Here is a 17,603-nt window from a genome sequence, read left to right as displayed (position 1 = left end):
TTATCGAATTGATGGAGACCGGCGAAGGCAGCGAGCTGTTTCGCAAGCACCATATTTCCGGCGCCGTGTTGCGCGACGCGCTGCTGGCCCGCGGCTGGATCCACCAGCTGCGCCAGCGCAGCGACGGCCCGGCGCAGGTCTTCTGCCACCCTGACTACGCCGGTGAAATCGGCCTGATCATGCCCTACGAGAAAGATTTCTGCGCCAGCTGCAACCGGCTGCGGGTCTCGTCGGTGGGGAAACTGCACCTGTGCCTGTTCGGCGACGGCGGCGTGGAGCTGCGCGATCTGCTGGCGGAGGATAACCAGCAGGCGCAGCTTGAGCAGCGCATCGCCGGCGCGCTGGCACACAAGAAGCAGACCCACTTCCTGCATCAGGGCGACACCGGCATCACTCAAAACCTGTCCTATATCGGGGGCTAGCCCCGTTTCTGCATCATAAGGAGTTCTTGTATGAGTCAGGTCAGCGCTGAATTTATCCCGACCCGCGTCGCCGTGCTTACTGTGTCCAGCCGCCGCGGCGAAGAGGACGACACCTCCGGCCACTACCTGCGCGACGCCGCGCAGGACGCCGGACATCAGGTGGTCGATAAGGCAATTGTCAAAGAGAACCGCTACGCCATCCGGGCGCAGGTCTCCGCGTGGATCGCCCGGGACGACGTGCAGGTAGTGCTAATTAACGGCGGCACCGGCTTTACCGCTGGCGATCAGGCCCCCGAGGCGCTGCTGCCGCTGTTCGACCGCGAAATTGAAGGTTTTGGCGAAGTGTTCCGCATGCTCTCCTTTGAAGAGATCGGCACTTCCACGCTGCAGTCCCGCGCCGTTGCCGGGATGGCGAACAACACGTTAATTTTCGCCATGCCGGGCTCCACCAAAGCCTGCCGCACCGCCTGGGAAAACATCATTGAACCGCAGCTCGACGCCCGCACGCGCCCCTGCAACTTCCATCCTCATCTGAAGAAGTAAGCCATGTCACAACTGACCCACATTAACGCCGCCGGCGAAGCGCATATGGTGGATGTCTCTGCCAAAGCTGAAACGGTGCGCGAGGCGCGGGCCGAAGCCTTCGTCACCATGCTGCCCGAGACGCTGGCCATGATTATCGACGGCAGCCACCACAAAGGCGACGTGTTCGCTACCGCCCGCATCGCCGGGATCCAGGCCGCCAAGCGCACCTGGGATCTGATTCCGCTCTGCCATCCGCTGATGCTCAGCAAAGTCGAGGTTAACCTGCAGGCGCAGCCGGAGCACAGCCGGGTGCGCATCGAGTCGCTCTGCCGCCTCACCGGGAAAACCGGCGTGGAGATGGAAGCGCTGACCGCGGCCTCCGTTGCCGCGCTGACCATCTACGACATGTGTAAAGCGGTGCAGAAAGATATGGTGATTGGTCCGGTACGCCTGCTGGCGAAAAGCGGCGGCAAATCTGGTGATTTCAGGGTGGACGCAGATGATTAAGGTTCTGTTTTTTGCGCAGGTGCGCGAGCTGGTGGGCACCGACAGCCTGACCCTTGAGCCGCAGTCCGTAACCGTTGAGGCGCTGCGACAGCAGCTGGCCGCACGGGGCGATCGCTGGGCGCTGGCGCTGGAAGAGGGCAAGCTGCTGGCGGCGGTGAATCAAACCCTGGTGGAGGGTACGCATCCCGTCAACGACGGTGATGAAGTGGCCTTTTTCCCACCGGTGACCGGAGGCTAAAATGAGCGAAACCTTAATTCGCGTAGCGCCGGATCGCTTTGACGTTGGCCGCGAATACGGCTGGCTGGCGCAGCGCGACGAAGACGGCGCGGTAGTGACCTTTACCGGTAAAGTGCGCAACCACAACCTCGGTGACAGCGTCAAAGCGCTCTCTCTGGAGCACTATCCGGGGATGACCGAAAAAGCGCTGGCGGAAATCGTTGAAGAGGCTCGCGTCCGCTGGCCGCTGGGGCGGGTGGCGGTTATTCACCGCATCGGGGATATGTGGCCCGGGGAAGAGATCGTCTTTGTCGGCGTCACCAGCGCCCACCGCGGCAGCGCCTTCGCCGCCGGGGAGTTCATCATGGACTATCTGAAAACCCGCGCGCCGTTCTGGAAGCGCGAAGCGACGCCGGAAGGCGACCGCTGGGTGGAAGCCCGCGACAGCGACCGCAGCGCCGCCGGGCGCTGGTAGCGTTTTTCAGAGTCCCTCAATTCACACTTGTGATACGCTTAGAGATCACAAACCGTTAATTGAGGGATTGATCATGGATCGATATACGCGTTCCGACTCCATTGTGCAGGGGCGTACCGGCCTGCAAACCTACATGGCGCAGGTGTACGGCTGGATGACCTGCGGTCTGCTGCTTACCGCCTTCGTGGCGTGGTTTGCAGCAAACACGCCGGCAGTGATGATGTTCGTCTTCTCCAGCAAAATTACCTTCTTTGGCCTGATCATCGCCCAGCTGGCGGTGGTGTTCGTGCTTTCCGGCATGGTGCATCGCCTGAGTGCCGGGCTGGCCACCACGCTGTTTATGCTCTATTCCGCGCTGACCGGGCTGACGCTCTCCAGCATCTTCATTGCCTACACCTACAGCTCTATCGCCAGCACCTTCGTGGTCAGCGCGGGCATGTTTGGTGCCATGAGCCTGTATGGCTACACCACCAAGCGCGACCTGACCGGCATGGGCAAAATGCTGTTTATGGCGCTGATTGGCCTGATTCTGGCCTCGCTGGTGAATATCTGGCTGAAGAGCACGCCGCTGATGTGGGCCGTGACCTATATCGGCGTGGTGGTGTTTGTGGGATTAACCGCCTATGACACCCAGAAGCTGAAAGCCATCGGCGAGCAGATTGACACCCGCGACAGCAGCAACCTGCGCAAAACCGCCATTCTCGGCGCGCTGACGCTGTATCTCGACTTTATTAACCTGTTCCTGATGCTGCTGCGCATTATGGGCAACCGCCGCTAGCCGGTCCATCCCCGGCGGCCGCCGCCGGGGAGCCTGTTTCTACTCCGCCATCGCCCGTTCGTTTTTCGCCTTCAGCTTTTTCGCCCGTCCTTCCAGCCACAAATAGCACACCGTTGCCAGCGCCAGCGGGACGAAGTAGTACAGCATCCGGTAGGCGAGCAGGGCAGCAATAATCTTGCCCTGGGAGGTATCCTGGCCCGCCAGCAGGGCGATAAATACCGCCTCCAGCACGCCAATCCCCGCCGGGATATGAACGATAACCCCGGCAATGCTGCTCACCAGCAGCACCCCCAGCACGAAGAAGTAGTTCACCTGCTGGCCCAGCAGCAGCCAGATAATCGCCCCCATCGCCATCCAGTTGGCGCTGGAGACCAGCAGCTGCACCAGCGCGAAGCGCCAGCCCGGCAGCACCAGCTTCTGGCCCTTGATGGTCAGATGGCGGCGTTTGGCGAACGCGCAGGCCCACAGATAAACGGCAATAAACAGCAGCAGTGCGCCGCCGATGATCCGCAGCGTCGTGTCGCTGATGTACCAGTGGGCGGGCAGGTCCACGACGCCGATGGAGAAGATCACGCCGCCGAGCAGGATATAGCCCAGCCAGTTGGTGGTAATGCTCAGGGAGAAGATGCGGGTGATGGTCGCCCCCGGCAGCCCGAGGCGCGAATAGAGCCGATAGCGCATGCCGATACCGCCGACCCAGGTGCTGAGCGTCAGGTTAAAGGCGTAGCAGATGAAGGACACCAGCATCACCTGCCGCGCCCCGAGTTTGTGGCCGCAGTAGCTGCGGCCCATCAGGTCGTAGCAGCCGTACAGCAGGTAGCTGACGATCGTCAGGCCGATGGCGCCGAGCAGGGCGGTGCGATTGTAGTTGCGGATAACGTCCCACACCTCCGGCCAGTCCACCTTGCGGGCGTAGACAACCAGCAGCACCGCTACAGCGATAAAAAAAATCCACGTCAGGATCTTTTTCGCCAGCCTCTTTTTCCCCAACCTCTTTTTTCCGCCCGCCATCAGAGTTTGGCTCCCGAGTTTTCCGTCTCAACCCGATCCTGCGTCTCCATCATGGTCTGCACCGGCGGCGGCGGCTCAACTTCCGACAGCTTCGGCGTGTGCGCCGGGAGCCAGCCGACAATCGCCGGGAAGTGGCGCAGGAAGTGGAACGCCAGCACGCTTTTGGTCAGGTTCCACCAGGTGCGTTTGGGCAGCAGGGCGCCGTCCACCAGGCAACTGTCCTGTTCGATAAGTCCTATCAGATTGTTGCGCAGAGTCTGGTTAAACTGCCGGTCGTGAATAATGAGGTTGGCTTCCAGATTCAGCGACAGGCTGAGCGGATCGAGGTTGCTTGAGCCAACCGTCGCCCAGTAATCATCCATCAGCGCCACTTTGCCGTGCAGCGGGCGGCGGTGATACTCGTAGACCTTTACGCCGCCCTTCACCAGATAGTTATAAAGCAGGCGTGCGCCGACTTTAACAATCGGCATGTCCGGCTCTCCCTGCACCACCAGCTTGACGCTGACGCCCCGGCGGGCAGCATTGCGCATGGCGTGCAGCAGGCGATAGCCGGGAAAGAAGTAGGCATTGGCGATGATCACCTCGCGTTTCGCATTTGCCAGCATCTTCATATAGTGGCGCTCGATGTCATCCTGGTGCTCGTGGTTATCGCGCCAGACGAACAGCGCCTGCGCCTCGCCTGGCGCGAGGTTCTCCTCAATGCGCGAGCGGCGGCGCCAGAAGCGGCGTGAGCGCTCTTTATCCGGCAGATTTTCCAGCTCGAACTGAAGAATATCGGCGACCACCGGCCCTTCAACGCGAACCGCGTAATCCTGTTTAGACTCCGGGCCGTAGTCGGACATATGCTCGGCGGAGTAGTTAATTCCGCCTACAAACGCGATTTCGCCGTCAATCACCACAATTTTGCGGTGCATCCGGCGAAACAGGTTGGTGCGCATGCCGAACAGGCGCGGGCGCGGATCGTAGTAGCGAAAAATAACCCCCGCTGCCGCCAGCTCGCCGACAAACTGCTCGCTGAGATCCGGCGAGCCGTAGCCGTCCAGCAGCAGCTCTATCTTTACGCCGCGCCGGGCGGCCTCCAGCAGCACCGCGTGCAGTTGCCTGCCGATGTCGTCCTCGAACCAGATAAAGGTTTCGAGGAAAATTTTGCTGCTGGCGCGCTTAATGGCGCCGAACACCGCCGGGTAATACTCGTCGCCGTTCTCCAGCAGCTCGATCTTATTGCCTTCCCGCCAATGACATTTCACAGGTGTATCTCCGCGCTAAGGGGCGCATGGTCGGACAAATGCCGCCAGTGGCGCAGCGCGAGCGCTGTCGGCCTGCTGGCGTGTGCGTTTTTGACATAAATTCGGTCGAGGCGCAGCAGCGGAAAGCGCGCCGGAAACGTCCGCGCCGGGCGGCCCCTGGCGCGGGTGAAAATTTCCTCCAGACCGGCGGCGCGCTTGAGCTGGGCGCTGGCACGCTGGCGCCAGTCGTTAAAATCTCCCGCCAGTACCACCGGCTCGCCTTCCGGCAGCGCGTTGATAATCTGCGCCACCATCGCAATTTGCGCCTGCCGGTGCGCCTCTTTTAATCCCAGATGGGCACAAAAAGCGTGCACGGGCAGAGGACTTTCCGGGACGTCGATCCGACAATGGAGAAGGCCGCGCTTCTCACTGCTGCCAACTGAAATATCGTGATTGTCGAATTGGGCGATGGGATAGCGGGACAAAATCGCGTTACCGTGATGTCCTTCAGGATAGACGGCATTGCGCCCGTAGGCGTAATCATCCCACATGGCATCGGCCAAAAATTCATAGTGGCTGGTATCGGGCCAGTTCTCCACGCGCAGCGGATGCACGTCGTGGGCGCCGAGCACTTCCTGCAGGCAGACGATGTCGGCGCCCACGGTGCGCACCGCGTCGCGCAGCTCCGGCAGCATGAAGCGGCGGTTAAACGCGGCGAAGCCTTTATGAGTGTTGATCGTCAAAATTTTCAACGAAAAAGAGGGCGTTTTCTGGGGCATATTTTCCTGCCAGCATCACTATCCTGAATAAAAGAGTGTAGTAGTGGTCACAAAAAGATGCGTCTTTACGGAATTTTCCGTAAAGTTCAGTACTCTAAAGAACAGTTGAAAATGCTTCCGGAGAGACGACATGAAGTGGCAACAACGAATTCGCGTCGCAACCGGCCTGGGATGCTGGCAGATTGTCTTGCATTTGCTGGTTGTCGCCGCACTGGTTCTGGGCTGGATGAACGGCATGTTGGTCCGCGTAGGACTAGGCCTGTGCGCTCTGTACGCCGTAACGATTATTTTGATGCTGGCGCTGCAGCGCCACCACGAGGCGCGCTGGCGCGACATCGGTGACTTCCTCGAAGAGCTGACCACCACCTGGTATTTCGGTACCGCGGTGATCGCCATCTGGCTGCTGTCGAGAGTGCTGCACAACAACCTGCTGCTGGCGCTGGCCGGCATCGTGATTCTGGCCGGCCCGGCGCTGATGTCGCTGCTGGTGAAAGAAAAACACAGCGCCCGCGCCGAGCGCATTAACCCCCGGGACGACGCCCACCGGCGCTAGTTAGCCGATTTTACGCCGGAAGATAGCGTAGGCTATCGCCCCGGTGGTGGCCGCAATAAACAGCAGCGGCCACAGGCTCTGCCAGACAATATCGAACCCCGCATCCTTCAAATAAATCTGCTTGGTGATATCCGTAAAGTGGCGAATCGGGTTGATCCAGGTCGCCCTCTGCAGCCAGACCGGCATATTCTCCACCGGCGATACGTAGCCCGAGAGCAGAATCGCCGGCATCATAAAGACGAACACGCCGATAAACGCCTGCTGCTGAGTGGCGCACAGGGAGGAGATCAGTAGCCCGAACCCTACCAGCGACAGCCCGTACACCAGCATGGTGAAGTAAAACAGCGTCAGGGATCCGGAAAACGGGATCTGGTAGGCGAAAATCCCCACCGCCAGCACGATGCTGGCCTGAAAAGTGGCGACGATAAGCGCCGGCACCGCCTTGCCGACGAACAGCTGCCAGGTTGCCAGCGGCGAAACCAGCAGCTGATCCAGCGTCCCCTGTTCCCGCTCCCGCGCCACCGACAGCGAGGTCACGATCATTACGCCAATGGTGACAATCATCGCGATAAGCGACGGCACCACGAACCATTTATAGTCAAGATTCGGGTTGTACCAGTTGCGGATCACCAGCTCGCTGTTGTTTGGCCTGGCGCGGCCATCCAGCAGCTCGCGCTGGTACTGCTCGACAATCTGCTGCAGATAGTTCGCCGCAATCTGCGCGCTATTGGAGTTGCGCCCGTCGAGGATAAGCTGCATTTTTGCCGGCTGGAGGCTGTCCAGATTGCGTGAGAAGTCCGGTGGGAAGCGCACCAGCAGCAGTGCCTTCTGTTCGTCAATGGTCGGGCGGATGGCCTGCGGGCTGTCTAACAGCAGCACGTGCGGAAAGGCTTTTGCCCGGGCAAAGCGCTGAGTCAGCTCCACCGCGTGCCTGCCGCTGTCTTCGTTATAGATAGCGATAGTGGCGTTGGTCACCTCCAGCGTGGCGGCGAAGGGAAACAGCAGCACCTGGATAATCACCGGTGCAATCAAAATCGCGCGGGTCTGCGGCTCGCGCAGCAGCGACTGTAGTTCTTTGCGGATCAGCGTCCACAAGCGATAAAACATAGAGCCTCCTAATCCAGCCGCCGCCGGGTTTTCAGCCACGTCAGGCCGATAAACGCCACCGCCGAGACAATCAGCAGCAGGGTGTTGATAATCAGCACCGGGGCAATATTCCCCGCCAGAAACAGGCTCTGCAGCGTGCTGACGAAGTAGCGGGCGGGAATAATCCAGGTCGCCACCCGAATGGCGGCGGGCATGCTGTCTATCTGGAAGATGAACCCGGACAGCATGATCGACGGTAAAAAGGCGGCGTTCAGCGCCACCTGGGCGGCGTTAAACTGGTTGCGGGTAATGGTGGAGATAAGTAGCCCCATTCCCAGCGTGCTCAGTAAAAACAGGCTTGAAATAAAGAACAGCACCAGCAGCGAGCCGCGATAGGGCACGCCGATGACAAATACCGACACCACCATGCACAGCGCCATCGCCAGCATGCCGAGGAAGTAGTAGGGAATGAGCTTGCATAAAAGCAGCTCGGCGCGGGTTATCTCCGTGGAGAGCAGCGCCTCCATGGTGCCGCGCTCCCATTCGCGGGCAATCACCAGCGAGGTGAGGATCGCGCCGATAACTGTCATGATAATGGTGATCGCCCCGGGAATAATAAAGTGCTGGCTGATGGCGGCGGCGTTAAACCAGTAGCGGGTCTGTACCTCAATGAGCGGCTCAAAGGTTTCGCCCCGATCCTCCGCCCGCTGCATCTGCCAGATTTGCCAGATCCCCTGCACGTAGCCCTGCACGAAGTTGGCGGTGTTCGGCTCGCTGCCGTCGGTAATGACCTGAACCGGTGCGCTGTCGCCCGGCCTCGCCATCTGCGCGGCGAAGTTCACCGGGATAACCACCAGCCCGCGGATGCGCCCGGCCTGCATCTTCTGGATAAGCTCGCCGCGATTATCGCTGAGCGTCGCGTCGATGTAGGGCGAGCCGGTCATGGCGTGGGCGAAATCCAGCGCCTCTTTGCTCTGCTGCTCCAGCAGCACCCCGACCCGCAGGCGGCTTGAGTCGAGGTTAATCCCGTAGCCGAAGATAAACAGCAGCAGCAGCGGGATCGCCACGGCGATCAGCCAGCTGCTGGGATCGCGGACGATCTGCCGGGTTTCCTTCACGCACAGGGCGCGTACCCGCCGCCACGAAAGCCACTTAGCGGACATCGGCGTGCTCCTTATCCCAGTCCTGAATGAGCGCGATAAACGCCTGCTCCATGGTCGGATCGGCTATCGTTTCATCCGCCGCCTGGGCCTTTAGCGCGTCCGGGGTGCCGCTGGCAATCAGCTTGCCGCGATACACCAGCCCGATGCGGTCGCAGTACTCCGCCTCGTCCATAAAGTGGGTAGTGACCATCACCGTGACGCCTTTATCCACCATGCTGTTAATGTGCAGCCAGAATTCGCGACGGGTGAGGGGATCGACCCCGGAAGTCGGCTCGTCGAGAAACAGAATATCCGGCTCGTGCATCAGGGAGCAGGCGAGCGCCAGCCGCTGCTTGAAGCCCAGCGGCAGCGCGTCGGTGGTGTGGTGGGCGATGTCCTGAAATTCAAACGCCTCGCTCATCTCGGCAATTTTGGCGCGCTGCGCCCGGCCGCGCAGACCGTAAATGCCGGAGAAAAAGCGCAGGTTCTGCTCCACAGTGAGGTTGCCGTACAGGGAGAACTTTTGCGCCATATAGCCCAGGTGCTGGCGGGTTTTGCCGGAGCCGACCTTCAGGTCGGTGCCCAACACCAGCGCCTGCCCGGCGGTGGGCACCAGCAGGCCGCACATCATCTTGAAGGTGGTGGATTTACCCGCACCATTGGGACCGAGCAGGCCGAAAATCTCGCCGCGCCGGACGCTGAAGTCCACGCAGTCGGTGGCGGCGAAGTCGCCGAATTTTTTGGTCAGCTGCCGGGCTTCGATCACCGCCTCGTCTTTACTCCCCTCAACGGCGTGCAGGATCGCGCCCAGGGGCGATTCTCTGGTATCGGCTCCGCCGAGAAGATCGATAAACGCGTCTTCGAAGCGCGGTTCGGTTTCGACCATCTCCAGCGGCGGCATCTGCGGCGCGTTGCGGAACTCGTCGGCGCTGGCGTCTTTACGCAGGATCAGGCGCACCGAGCGCCCCTGGATCATGCCGTCGCTGGCGGCCGGCAATTTCAGCACCCGCTGCAGCAGCCGGCGGTTGTTTTCCTGCGGGCTGCTCAGCAGGAAGCTGCGCCCGCGCATGGTGTCGGTCAGCGCTTTCGGCTCGCCCTGATACAGTAGCTCGCCTTCGTTCATCAGCAGCACGTCCCGGCACTGCTCGGCTTCATCGAGGTACGACGTGCTCCAGAGGATCAGCATTCCGTCGCCCGCCAGCGCGTGCACCATTTTCCACAGCTCACGGCGGGAGATAGGATCGACGCCGACCCCCGGCTCATCCAGCAGCAGCACCTTCGGGTCACCCACCAGAGTGCAGGCAAGCCCCAGCTTCTGCTTCATACCGCCGGAGAGTTTCCCCGCCAGCCGGTCGGTAAACGGGCCGAGGGAAGTAAACGCCAGCAGGCGATCAAAGGTTTGCCGGCGCGCCTCGCCGGTAACGCTGCGCAGGTCCGCGTACAGCGTCAGGTTTTCCATCACCGTTAAATCTTCATACAGGCCGAACTTCTGCGGCATATAGCCCAGTACCGCGTGCAGCGCGCCGCTGTCGGCCACCGGATCGTAGCCAATCACCTCAATCTTGCCCTCGTCCGGTTTTAACAGCCCGGCGAGCATCCGCATCAGGGTGGTTTTCCCCGCGCCGTCCGGACCCACCAGGCCGGTGACATAGCCGGGCTGCACGGTGGCGGTAAGGCGCGCCACCGCAGGCTTTTTCATTCCCGCAAAGCCTTTAACCAGCCCCTGTAGCGTAATGCGGGCGTCACTCATGCCGGGCGCCGTCGGGGAAGGTGATGGTGACCGGCATTCCCTGACGCAGGGTGTCGTCCGGGTCGGTGACGATAATGCGCAGGCGGTACACTAAATCGGTGCGCAGATCGGTGGTCTCCACCGTTTTCGGCGTAAATTCGGCGGTGGGAGAGACAAAGCCAATTTTGCCGTGCCAGGGCTTGTCCGGGCGCCCGTCGGTATACAGCAGCAGTCCCCGTCCCGGCTGCGCCTGGTTAAGGCTGGCTTCGTTAATATAGGCGCGGATCCACACCGGGCGGGTCAGGGAAAGGGTCAGCACGCTGGCGCCCGCACCGAGCATGCTGCCGGGCTCAACGGCGCGGGTGAGAATTGTGCCGTTAGACGGCGCGATGAGCCGGGTATCCTGCAGATCCAAACGGGCCTGGGCCAGCGCGGCCTCCGCCTGTTCGAGGCTCGCTTTCGCCTGGGCTATCTCCTGCGGCCGGTTGCCGGTGTGGTACTGGCTGAGTTTATCCTGCGCCGCTTTCAGGTTCGCCTGGGCCTGATCCCGCGCCGAGCGGGCGTTCTCCAGATCGTTGGCGGAAACCGTGCGGCTTTTCCACAGCCCCTGCTGGCGCTGGTAAAAGTTGCGGGCGTAATCGTAGGCGGCCTGCGCCTGGCGTACGGCGGCGGTGGCCTGCGCAATCTCTTCGGCGCGATAGCCCGCCAGCAGCAAATCGTATTTGGCCTTCGCCGCATCGGCGTTGGCGATAGCCTGACCGAGGGCGTTTTCATACGGCGCGCGGTCCAGCTCGCCCAGCGCCTGTCCGGCCTTTACCGCATCGCCTTCATCCACCCGCAGGGTTTGCAAACGTCCGCCGACGCGAAAGCTGATGTTGACGGTGCGAATATCGACGTTGCCGTAAAGCGTCAGCGGCTCGGGCGCTCGGTTGAGATACCACAGCGCGCCGCCGGCGACGGCCGCAACAATTGCGATAGCCGCCAGCGCGGCGGCGACAGATTTTTTCATGACTCGGCTCCGACAGTTAAGCCCTTCAGCAGCAGATCGAGGTGGCAGGCGATAACCCGGCAAATCTGCTCCACGTTATGTTCATTAAACTGCGTCCAGCCCGCCCGCAGCAGGATGGTTTCCCGGCCGATGCGAAAAGAGAGCACTTCGCCCAGCAGCGCATGGGTGTGCAGGATAGTTTCAGTATCGTGCGGGCTGCGGCCGGTGCAGGCGGCGATAAGCTGCGTCATCTGGTCGTGCAGCGGGGCGATAACCCGATCGTGGATCAGCCGGTAGGCCGGAGTTGGAGATAGCTGCTCCCGGGAGATAAACCGGCTCAGGTTCATGGTTTCTTCCTGCGTCAGCAGCAGGGTCAAGTTGCGGCAGGCGCTGAGCAGAAGCTCGCGGATCGCCTGCCGGTCCGGCTCAGGGGCATCGAGCAGCCGCTGACCCGCTTCGGCGTAGGGTTTGAAGTTGACGTCGATAAATTCCGTGATCCAGCGGGCGCAGGCGAGATACAGATCGTCTTTGGATCCGAAATAGTAAGTGATAGCGGCAATATTCTGCCCCGCCTGGGCGGCGATATCCCGGGTGGTGGCATGCAGGCCGTACTCGCCGAACTGGGCGAGGGCGGCGGCGATCAGCTGGCTTTTAGCCTGTTCACCTTTGCTGGTGGCCGGTGGTGTATTCATGGCATCACTAAAAGTTAATCAATCGATTGATTAATATTATGACTGTTTTCCGGGAGTGTCTAATGGCGGACGGGGAAATGTCTCGTTTTGAAAAGGGGGAGTGATATTTTATGCGGTTCGTCACAAAAACTGCTACAATCCGCCGCTTGCTGACATTGTGGTTTTTGTCAAACATGTCGTCACTATCTCCCTGAAAACTACACCTGTTATGGTCGGGGCGGTTCGGAGTTGTTATGTCTTTTGAAACCCTTGGCCTGAATGCCGAGATCCTGCGCGCTGTAGCCGAGCAGGGCTATCACCAGCCGACCCCCATTCAGCAGCAGGCCATTCCTGCCGTGCTGCAGGGCCGCGATCTGATGGCGAGCGCCCAGACGGGCACCGGTAAAACTGCCGGCTTTACCCTGCCGCTGCTGCAGCTGCTGAGCGAGAAAGAGCCGCACGCAAAAGGACGTCGCCCGGTGCGCGCCCTGATCCTCACCCCAACCCGCGAGCTGGCCGCGCAGATTGGCGAAAACGTGCGCGACTACAGCCAGTACCTCAACCTGCGTTCGATGGTAGTGTTCGGCGGCGTGAGCATTAACCCGCAGATGATGAAGCTGCGCAGCGGCGTCGATATTCTGGTGGCAACCCCGGGTCGCCTGCTGGATCTGGAACATCAGAACGCCGTCAGCCTCGATAAAGTTGAAATTCTGGTGCTGGATGAAGCGGACCGCATGCTCGACATGGGCTTTATCCACGACATTCGCCGCGTGCTCGCCAAGCTGCCGGCCAAGCGTCAGAACCTGCTGTTCTCCGCCACCTTCTCCGATGAGATCAAAGGCCTGGCTGAGAAGCTGCTGCACAACCCGCTGGAAATTGAAGTCGCGCGCCGCAACACCGCTTCCGAGCAGGTGACCCAGCACGTTCACTTTGTCGATAAGAAGCGCAAGCGGGAACTGCTGTCGCAGATGATTGGCGAAGGCAACTGGCAGCAGGTGCTGGTCTTTACCCGCACCAAGCACGGCGCCAACCACCTGGCCGAGCAGCTGAACAAGGACGGGATCCGCAGCGCCGCCATTCACGGCAACAAGAGCCAGGGCGCCCGTACTCGCGCGCTGGCCGAGTTTAAATCTGGCGAGCTTCGCGTGCTGGTGGCTACCGACATCGCGGCTCGCGGTCTCGACATCGAAGAGCTGCCGCACGTCGTTAACTACGAGCTGCCGAACGTGCCGGAAGACTACGTGCACCGCATCGGCCGTACCGGCCGTGCGGCGGCAACCGGTGAAGCGCTGTCGCTGGTCTGCGTCGATGAACACAAGCTGCTGCGCGATATCGAGCGCCTGCTGAAAAAAGAGATCCCGCGCATTGCCCTGCCGGGCTACGAGCCGGATCCGAGCATCCAGGCCGAGCCGATCCAGAACGGCCGCCAGGGCCGCGGCGGCCGCGGTCAGAGCCAGCCGCGCCGCAGCGATCGTCCGGCCGGCGGCGGCAATTCGCCGTCCCGCGGTAACGGTCAGGGCCAGTCCCGCCGCAGCGATAAGCCTGCCGGCGAGCAGCCGCGCAGAGAAGGCGCACCGCGTCGTCGGCGCCCGCGCAAACCTGCTGCCGGGCAGTAAGTCTTGAGAATGGGCCGCGAAAGCGGCCCTTTTTTTGCCTGTATTGCGCCAGGGGTTCTTCATTATCATCCGAGATCATCCGGGTTGCGTAATAACGGTAATGGTTTTATACTGTATAAATACACAGTTAATTGAGGTTGTATCATGGCGGTCGAAATTAAATATGTTGTCGTCAGAGAGGGGCAAGAAAAGATGGCTTTCGCCAATAAAAAGGACGCTGACGCTTACGATAAAATGCTGGATCTGGCCGGTGTGCTCGGCGAGTGGCTGCAGCAGAGCCCGCTTTCTCTTGATGAAGGGCAAAGCGATGCGCTGGCGATGTGGATGGCAGAAAATAAAGATCTGCTGTCGGGCGTATTGAAACACGGTAAATTGCCTGAACCCGCTCCCGCTCCCGCACCAGCCGCTGAGGCTGAGTCCGTACAGGATGCGGACGAGAGCAACGTCAGCGAGCACCCGCGCAAGCGTTCCAAAGCCGCATAACGTCAGCTTTAGCGCCTGGCGCCTCAGGCGCGCGGCGTGCCGCTGCAATCGCGGGGCCGCGCTCCACGCTTTTGGCAGCGTGCGGGCGCTCTCCGTTTGCTCCGGCTGGCGGAAAGTGCCAGAATAGTGGCTGTTTATACAGTATCCGGATGCTTTAATGGCCCTCACCGCCGCGCTCAAGGCGCAGATTGCCGCCTGGTATAAGGCGCTCCAGCAACAGATCCCCGATTTTATCCCCCGCGCCCCCCAGCGGCAGATGATTGCCGACGTGGCAAAAACCCTGACCGGGGAAGAGGGGCGACACCTGGCCATCGAGGCGCCGACCGGCGTCGGTAAAACCCTCTCCTATCTGATCCCCGGTATTGCGGTTGCCCGGGAAGAAGACAAAACGCTGGTGATCAGCACCGCCAACGTGGCGTTACAGGATCAAATCTACAGCAAAGATCTGCCCCTGCTGAAGAAAATCATCCCCGATCTGCGCTTTACCGCCGCCTTTGGCCGCGGGCGCTACGTCTGCCCGCGCAATCTCGCGGCGCTCTCCACCTCCGAACCTTCCCAGCAGGATCTGCTGGCGTTCCTCGACGATGAGCTGGCCCCGAAAAATCAGGCCGAGCAGAAGCTGTGCGCGAAACTCAAGGGATCGCTGGATACCTACAAGTGGGACGGACTGCGGGACCACACCGATATCGCCATTGACGACGCGCTGTGGAGCCGCCTCAGCACCGATAAAGCCGGCTGCCTGAACCGCAACTGCCACTACTACCGGGAGTGCCCGTTTTTCGTCGCCCGGCGCGAAATTCAGGAAGCAGAAGTGGTGGTGGCTAACCACGCGCTGGTGATGGCGGCAATGGAGAGTGAGGCGGTGCTGCCGGAGCCGAAGAACCTGCTGCTGGTGCTCGACGAAGGGCACCACCTGCCGGACGTCGCCCGGGACGCGCTCGAGATGAGTGCGGAAATTACCCCGGCATGGTACCGGCTGCAGCTTGACCTGTTCAGCAAGCTGGTCGCGACCTGCATGGAGCAGTTTCGCCCGAAAACCCTGCCGCCGCTGGCGGCGCCCGAGCGCCTGACCGAACACTGCGACGAGCTGCAGGAGCACATCGTGGCGATGAATTCGCTTCTCGGCCTGTTTATGCCCGCCGGGCAGGAGGGTGAGTACCGCTTTCCCATGGGCGAGCTGCCGGATGAGGTCATGGCCCACTGCCAGCGGCTGGCGAAGCTTACCGAGATGCTGCGCGGGCTGTCGGAGCTGTTTCTCAACGACCTCAGCGAGAAAACCGGCACTCACGACGTGACGCGTCTGCACCGGGTGCTGCTGCAGATGAACCGCGCGCTGGGGATGTTTGAATCCCAGAGCAAGCTGTGGCGGCTGGCGTCGCTGGTGCAGGCTTCCGGCGCCCCGGTGAGCAAGTGGGCCACCCGGGAGCTGCGCGACGGCCAGCTGCACGTGTGGTTTCACTGCGTTGGCATCCGCGTCAGCGATCAGCTGGAGAAACTGCTGTGGCGCAGCGTGCCGCATATTGTCGTCACTTCTGCGACCCTGCGGTCGCTTAACAGCTTTTCCCGCCTGCAGGAGATGAGCGGCCTCAAAGAGAAAGCGGGCGACCGTTTTGTGGCCCTGGATTCGCCGTTTAATCACGTAGAACAGGGTAAAATCCTGATCCCGAAAATGCGCTTCGAGCCGCTGATGGATAACGAAGAGCAGCATATTGCGGAGATGGCGGCATTTTTCCGCCAGCAGGTGGAAAGCAAAAAGCATCTCGGAATGCTGGTGCTGTTCGCCAGCGGCCGGGCGATGAACCGCTTTCTGGAAAACGTTGCCGACCTGCGGCTGATGCTGCTGGTGCAGGGTGACCAGCCCCGCTACCGGCTGGTGGAGCTGCACCGCAAGCGGGTAGAAAGCGGCGAGCACAGCGTGCTGGTAGGGCTGCAGTCGTTTTCCGAGGGGCTCGATCTGAAGGGCGAGCTGCTCAGCCAGGTGCACATTCATAAAATAGCCTTTCCCCCCATCGACAGCCCGGTGGTAATTACCGAAGGGGAGTGGCTAAAGAGCCTCAAGCGCTATCCTTTCGAGGTGCAGAGCCTGCCCAGCGCCTCCTTCAACCTTATCCAGCAGGTGGGGCGCCTTATCCGCAGCCACGGCTGCTGGGGGGAAGTGATTATTTACGACCGCCGGCTGCTGACTAAAAATTACGGCCCGCGCCTGCTGAACGCGCTGCCGGTATTTCCCATCGAGCAGCCAGACGCGCCGGAAGGTATAGTAAAGAGCCAAACCAAAACCGTTCGCCGCCGAAAGCGCTAGCGAGGCGGACCGCCAGCCAGGAGTGAGTTCATGGACTACCGCAACATTATTAAAGAGATTGGCCGCGGCAAGAATCACGCCCGGGATCTGGATCTCGATACCGCCCGCGCGCTGTATGCGCAGATGCTCAGCGGGGAGGTGCCGGAGCTGGAGCTGGGCGGCGTGCTCATTGCCCTGCGTATTAAAGGCGAAGGTGAAGCCGAGATGCGCGGATTTTACGAGGCGATGCAGCAGCACACGGTGAAGCTGGTCCCGCCCGCGGGCAGGCCGATGCCGGTGGTGATCCCAAGCTACAACGGCGCGCGCCGGCAGGCCAATCTGACGCCGCTGCTGGCGATGCTGCTGCACAAGCTCGGTTTTCCGGTGCTGGTTCACGGTATTGATCACGATCCGACCCGGGTACTGACCGGCACGATCTTCTCGCTGCTGGGCATTGAGCCTGCGCTCCACGCCGGTCAGGCGCAGGCCAGGCTCGACGGGCACCTGCCGGTGTGGATGCCGGTTGACGCCTTTTGTCCACCGCTGGCACATCAGCTGGGGCTGCGCTGGCGCATGGGCGTGCGCAACAGCGCCCACACCCTCGCCAAGCTGGCGACGCCCTTCGCCGAGGATGCGGCGCTGCGCCTGAGCAGCGTTTCGCATCCGGAATACCTCACCCGGGTGGGAAAATTTTTCACTGAAACAGGCGGCCTGGCGCTGCTGATGCAGGGCACCGAAGGCGAAGTGTACGCTAATCCTCAGCGATGCCCGCAGCTCAATCTGATTGACGCGATGGGCACGCGGGTGCTGACCGAGCGCCGGGACGAAAGCGAGCCCGCGTCGCTGCCAGCGTCAAAAGATCCGGAAGTGACTGCCAGATGGATCGAGCGCTGCGTAGCGGGCGTTGAGCCTATTCCCGAGCCGCTGAAAATCCAGCTCGCCTGCTGTTTAGTTGCCGCGGGTGAAGCAGAGAGCGTTGAGCAGGGTATGGCGCAGGTCAACCGCTGCTGGTAACGCGCAAAAAAAAGCCCGCTCCAGAGGAGCGGGCAAAAGGGTTAATAACAGCAGTAATTATTACAATGAGGGTTGATGCATTCCTGTCCGCCGTACTGGC

The 17,603-nt window shown here is 61.2% G+C and carries 18 protein-coding genes and 1 pseudogene; 11 read left to right on the top strand and 8 right to left on the bottom strand.

Annotated features, from left to right (window positions below; all coding sequences use genetic code 11):
* The 6 genes and pseudogenes from moaA to QZ766_RS12500 all read left to right on the top strand — a co-directional run.
* Positions 1-422 (top strand): annotated as a pseudogene (gene moaA, locus QZ766_RS12525) (GTP 3',8-cyclase MoaA); the annotation flags it as partial.
* Between the two features lie 30 nt (positions 423-452).
* The gene (gene moaB, locus QZ766_RS12520; RefSeq protein ID WP_297202446.1) at positions 453-965 is read left to right on the top strand and encodes a molybdenum cofactor biosynthesis protein B; all 513 of its coding nucleotides are present in this window, start codon (positions 453-455) and stop codon (positions 963-965) included.
* 3 nt (positions 966-968) lie between these two features.
* Positions 969-1,454 (top strand): cyclic pyranopterin monophosphate synthase MoaC, encoded by a 486-nt coding sequence (moaC, locus tag QZ766_RS12515; protein ID WP_297202444.1) that lies wholly within the window; start codon positions 969-971, stop codon positions 1,452-1,454.
* The gene (gene moaD, locus QZ766_RS12510; RefSeq protein ID WP_297202442.1) at positions 1,447-1,692 is read left to right on the top strand and encodes a molybdopterin synthase sulfur carrier subunit; all 246 of its coding nucleotides are present in this window, start codon (positions 1,447-1,449) and stop codon (positions 1,690-1,692) included. The genes moaC and moaD overlap by 8 nt, the downstream gene beginning before the upstream one ends.
* A gap of 1 nt (position 1,693) precedes the next feature.
* Positions 1,694-2,146: a molybdopterin synthase catalytic subunit MoaE gene (gene moaE / locus QZ766_RS12505; RefSeq protein WP_297202440.1), complete on the top strand. Its 453-nt coding sequence runs from the start codon at positions 1,694-1,696 to the stop codon at positions 2,144-2,146.
* Between the two features lie 73 nt (positions 2,147-2,219).
* The gene (locus QZ766_RS12500; RefSeq protein ID WP_297202438.1) at positions 2,220-2,924 is read left to right on the top strand and encodes a Bax inhibitor-1/YccA family protein; all 705 of its coding nucleotides are present in this window, start codon (positions 2,220-2,222) and stop codon (positions 2,922-2,924) included.
* A 39-nt stretch (positions 2,925-2,963) separates the two neighbouring features.
* On the opposite strand, the gene QZ766_RS12495 is transcribed toward QZ766_RS12500, so the two are convergent.
* The 3 genes from QZ766_RS12495 to QZ766_RS12485 are packed head-to-tail and all read right to left on the bottom strand — an operon-like array spanning position 2,964 to position 5,940.
* Entirely contained in the window at positions 2,964-3,935 is a 972-nt protein-coding gene (locus QZ766_RS12495) for a lysylphosphatidylglycerol synthase domain-containing protein (protein ID WP_297202436.1), read from the bottom strand.
* A complete protein-coding gene (gene clsB, locus QZ766_RS12490; protein WP_297202434.1) occupies positions 3,935-5,182 on the bottom strand; it encodes a cardiolipin synthase ClsB in 1,248 nt (415 codons plus the stop codon). The genes QZ766_RS12495 and clsB overlap by 1 nt, the downstream gene beginning before the upstream one ends.
* Positions 5,179-5,940: an endonuclease/exonuclease/phosphatase family protein gene (locus QZ766_RS12485; protein WP_297202432.1), complete on the bottom strand. Its 762-nt coding sequence runs from the start codon at positions 5,938-5,940 to the stop codon at positions 5,179-5,181. Before QZ766_RS12485 ends, clsB begins: the two co-directional genes overlap by 4 nt.
* A 130-nt stretch (positions 5,941-6,070) precedes the next feature.
* Between QZ766_RS12485 and QZ766_RS12480 the strand changes: the two genes are divergently transcribed.
* A complete protein-coding gene (locus QZ766_RS12480) occupies positions 6,071-6,493 on the top strand; it encodes a YbhQ family protein (RefSeq protein ID WP_297202430.1) in 423 nt (140 codons plus the stop codon).
* On the opposite strand, the gene QZ766_RS12475 is transcribed toward QZ766_RS12480, so the two are convergent.
* Genes QZ766_RS12475 through cecR form a run of 5 tightly spaced genes read right to left on the bottom strand, consistent with a single transcriptional unit; the run spans position 6,494 to position 12,130 of the window.
* Positions 6,494-7,600 carry an ABC transporter permease gene (locus QZ766_RS12475; protein WP_297202428.1) on the bottom strand — a complete coding sequence of 369 codons (1,107 nt, stop codon included), beginning with the start codon at positions 7,598-7,600 and terminating at the stop codon, positions 6,494-6,496.
* Between the two features lie 8 nt (positions 7,601-7,608).
* On the bottom strand, positions 7,609-8,742 hold the full coding sequence (locus tag QZ766_RS12470; protein WP_297202426.1) for an ABC transporter permease: 1,134 nt from the start codon (positions 8,740-8,742) through the stop codon (positions 7,609-7,611).
* Positions 8,732-10,471, bottom strand: coding sequence for an ATP-binding cassette domain-containing protein (locus tag QZ766_RS12465; RefSeq protein ID WP_297202424.1), 1,740 nt, complete (start codon positions 10,469-10,471; stop codon positions 8,732-8,734). The genes QZ766_RS12470 and QZ766_RS12465 overlap by 11 nt, the downstream gene beginning before the upstream one ends.
* Positions 10,464-11,459, bottom strand: coding sequence for a secretion protein HlyD (hlyD, locus tag QZ766_RS12460; RefSeq protein ID WP_297202422.1), 996 nt, complete (start codon positions 11,457-11,459; stop codon positions 10,464-10,466). The genes QZ766_RS12465 and hlyD overlap by 8 nt, the downstream gene beginning before the upstream one ends.
* Positions 11,456-12,130, bottom strand: a complete 675-nt coding sequence (gene cecR, locus QZ766_RS12455; protein WP_297202420.1) for a transcriptional regulator CecR — start codon at positions 12,128-12,130, stop codon at positions 11,456-11,458. Before cecR ends, hlyD begins: the two co-directional genes overlap by 4 nt.
* Before the next feature lie 233 nt (positions 12,131-12,363).
* On the opposite strand from cecR, the gene rhlE reads away from it, so the two are divergent.
* The 4 genes from rhlE to ybiB all read left to right on the top strand — a co-directional run bounded on the left by rhlE (position 12,364) and on the right by ybiB (position 17,503).
* On the top strand, positions 12,364-13,725 hold the full coding sequence (gene rhlE / locus QZ766_RS12450; RefSeq protein WP_297202418.1) for an ATP-dependent RNA helicase RhlE: 1,362 nt from the start codon (positions 12,364-12,366) through the stop codon (positions 13,723-13,725).
* Between the two features lie 144 nt (positions 13,726-13,869).
* Positions 13,870-14,208, top strand: a complete 339-nt coding sequence (locus QZ766_RS12445; RefSeq protein WP_297202416.1) for a YebG family protein — start codon at positions 13,870-13,872, stop codon at positions 14,206-14,208.
* 157 nt (positions 14,209-14,365) lie between these two features.
* On the top strand, positions 14,366-16,510 hold the full coding sequence (gene dinG, locus QZ766_RS12440) for an ATP-dependent DNA helicase DinG (RefSeq protein WP_297202415.1): 2,145 nt from the start codon (positions 14,366-14,368) through the stop codon (positions 16,508-16,510).
* Between the two features lie 30 nt (positions 16,511-16,540).
* Positions 16,541-17,503: a DNA-binding protein YbiB gene (gene ybiB, locus QZ766_RS12435; RefSeq protein ID WP_297202414.1), complete on the top strand. Its 963-nt coding sequence runs from the start codon at positions 16,541-16,543 to the stop codon at positions 17,501-17,503.
* Positions 17,504-17,603: the final 100 nt, after the last annotated feature.

This window comes from uncultured Pluralibacter sp. (assembly GCF_913775985.1).
Classification (GTDB): domain Bacteria; phylum Pseudomonadota; class Gammaproteobacteria; order Enterobacterales; family Enterobacteriaceae; genus Pluralibacter.
Note: the sequence above shows the minus strand (reverse complement) of the source record. Positions and strands in the feature narration are given on the sequence as shown.

What these genes read in the sequence shown, in the direction of transcription:
- moaB (WP_297202446.1), top strand. Translation starts at nt 453, where the DNA reads ATGAGTCAGGTCAGCGCTGAATTTATCCCGACCCGCGTCGCCGTGCTT.
- moaC (WP_297202444.1), top strand. Translation starts at nt 969, where the DNA reads ATGTCACAACTGACCCACATTAACGCCGCCGGCGAAGCGCATATGGTG.
- moaD (WP_297202442.1), top strand. Translation starts at nt 1,447, where the DNA reads ATGATTAAGGTTCTGTTTTTTGCGCAGGTGCGCGAGCTGGTGGGCACC.
- moaE (WP_297202440.1), top strand. Translation starts at nt 1,694, where the DNA reads ATGAGCGAAACCTTAATTCGCGTAGCGCCGGATCGCTTTGACGTTGGC.
- QZ766_RS12500 (WP_297202438.1), top strand. Translation starts at nt 2,220, where the DNA reads ATGGATCGATATACGCGTTCCGACTCCATTGTGCAGGGGCGTACCGGC.
- QZ766_RS12495 (WP_297202436.1), bottom strand. Translation starts at nt 3,935, where the DNA reads ATGGCGGGCGGAAAAAAGAGGTTGGGGAAAAAGAGGCTGGCGAAAAAG.
- QZ766_RS12485 (WP_297202432.1), bottom strand. Translation starts at nt 5,940, where the DNA reads ATGCCCCAGAAAACGCCCTCTTTTTCGTTGAAAATTTTGACGATCAAC.
- QZ766_RS12480 (WP_297202430.1), top strand. Translation starts at nt 6,071, where the DNA reads ATGAAGTGGCAACAACGAATTCGCGTCGCAACCGGCCTGGGATGCTGG.
- QZ766_RS12475 (WP_297202428.1), bottom strand. Translation starts at nt 7,600, where the DNA reads ATGTTTTATCGCTTGTGGACGCTGATCCGCAAAGAACTACAGTCGCTG.
- QZ766_RS12470 (WP_297202426.1), bottom strand. Translation starts at nt 8,742, where the DNA reads ATGTCCGCTAAGTGGCTTTCGTGGCGGCGGGTACGCGCCCTGTGCGTG.
- QZ766_RS12465 (WP_297202424.1), bottom strand. Translation starts at nt 10,471, where the DNA reads ATGAGTGACGCCCGCATTACGCTACAGGGGCTGGTTAAAGGCTTTGCG.
- hlyD (WP_297202422.1), bottom strand. Translation starts at nt 11,459, where the DNA reads ATGAAAAAATCTGTCGCCGCCGCGCTGGCGGCTATCGCAATTGTTGCG.
- cecR (WP_297202420.1), bottom strand. Translation starts at nt 12,130, where the DNA reads ATGAATACACCACCGGCCACCAGCAAAGGTGAACAGGCTAAAAGCCAG.
- rhlE (WP_297202418.1), top strand. Translation starts at nt 12,364, where the DNA reads ATGTCTTTTGAAACCCTTGGCCTGAATGCCGAGATCCTGCGCGCTGTA.
- QZ766_RS12445 (WP_297202416.1), top strand. Translation starts at nt 13,870, where the DNA reads ATGGCGGTCGAAATTAAATATGTTGTCGTCAGAGAGGGGCAAGAAAAG.
- dinG (WP_297202415.1), top strand. Translation starts at nt 14,366, where the DNA reads ATGGCCCTCACCGCCGCGCTCAAGGCGCAGATTGCCGCCTGGTATAAG.
- ybiB (WP_297202414.1), top strand. Translation starts at nt 16,541, where the DNA reads ATGGACTACCGCAACATTATTAAAGAGATTGGCCGCGGCAAGAATCAC.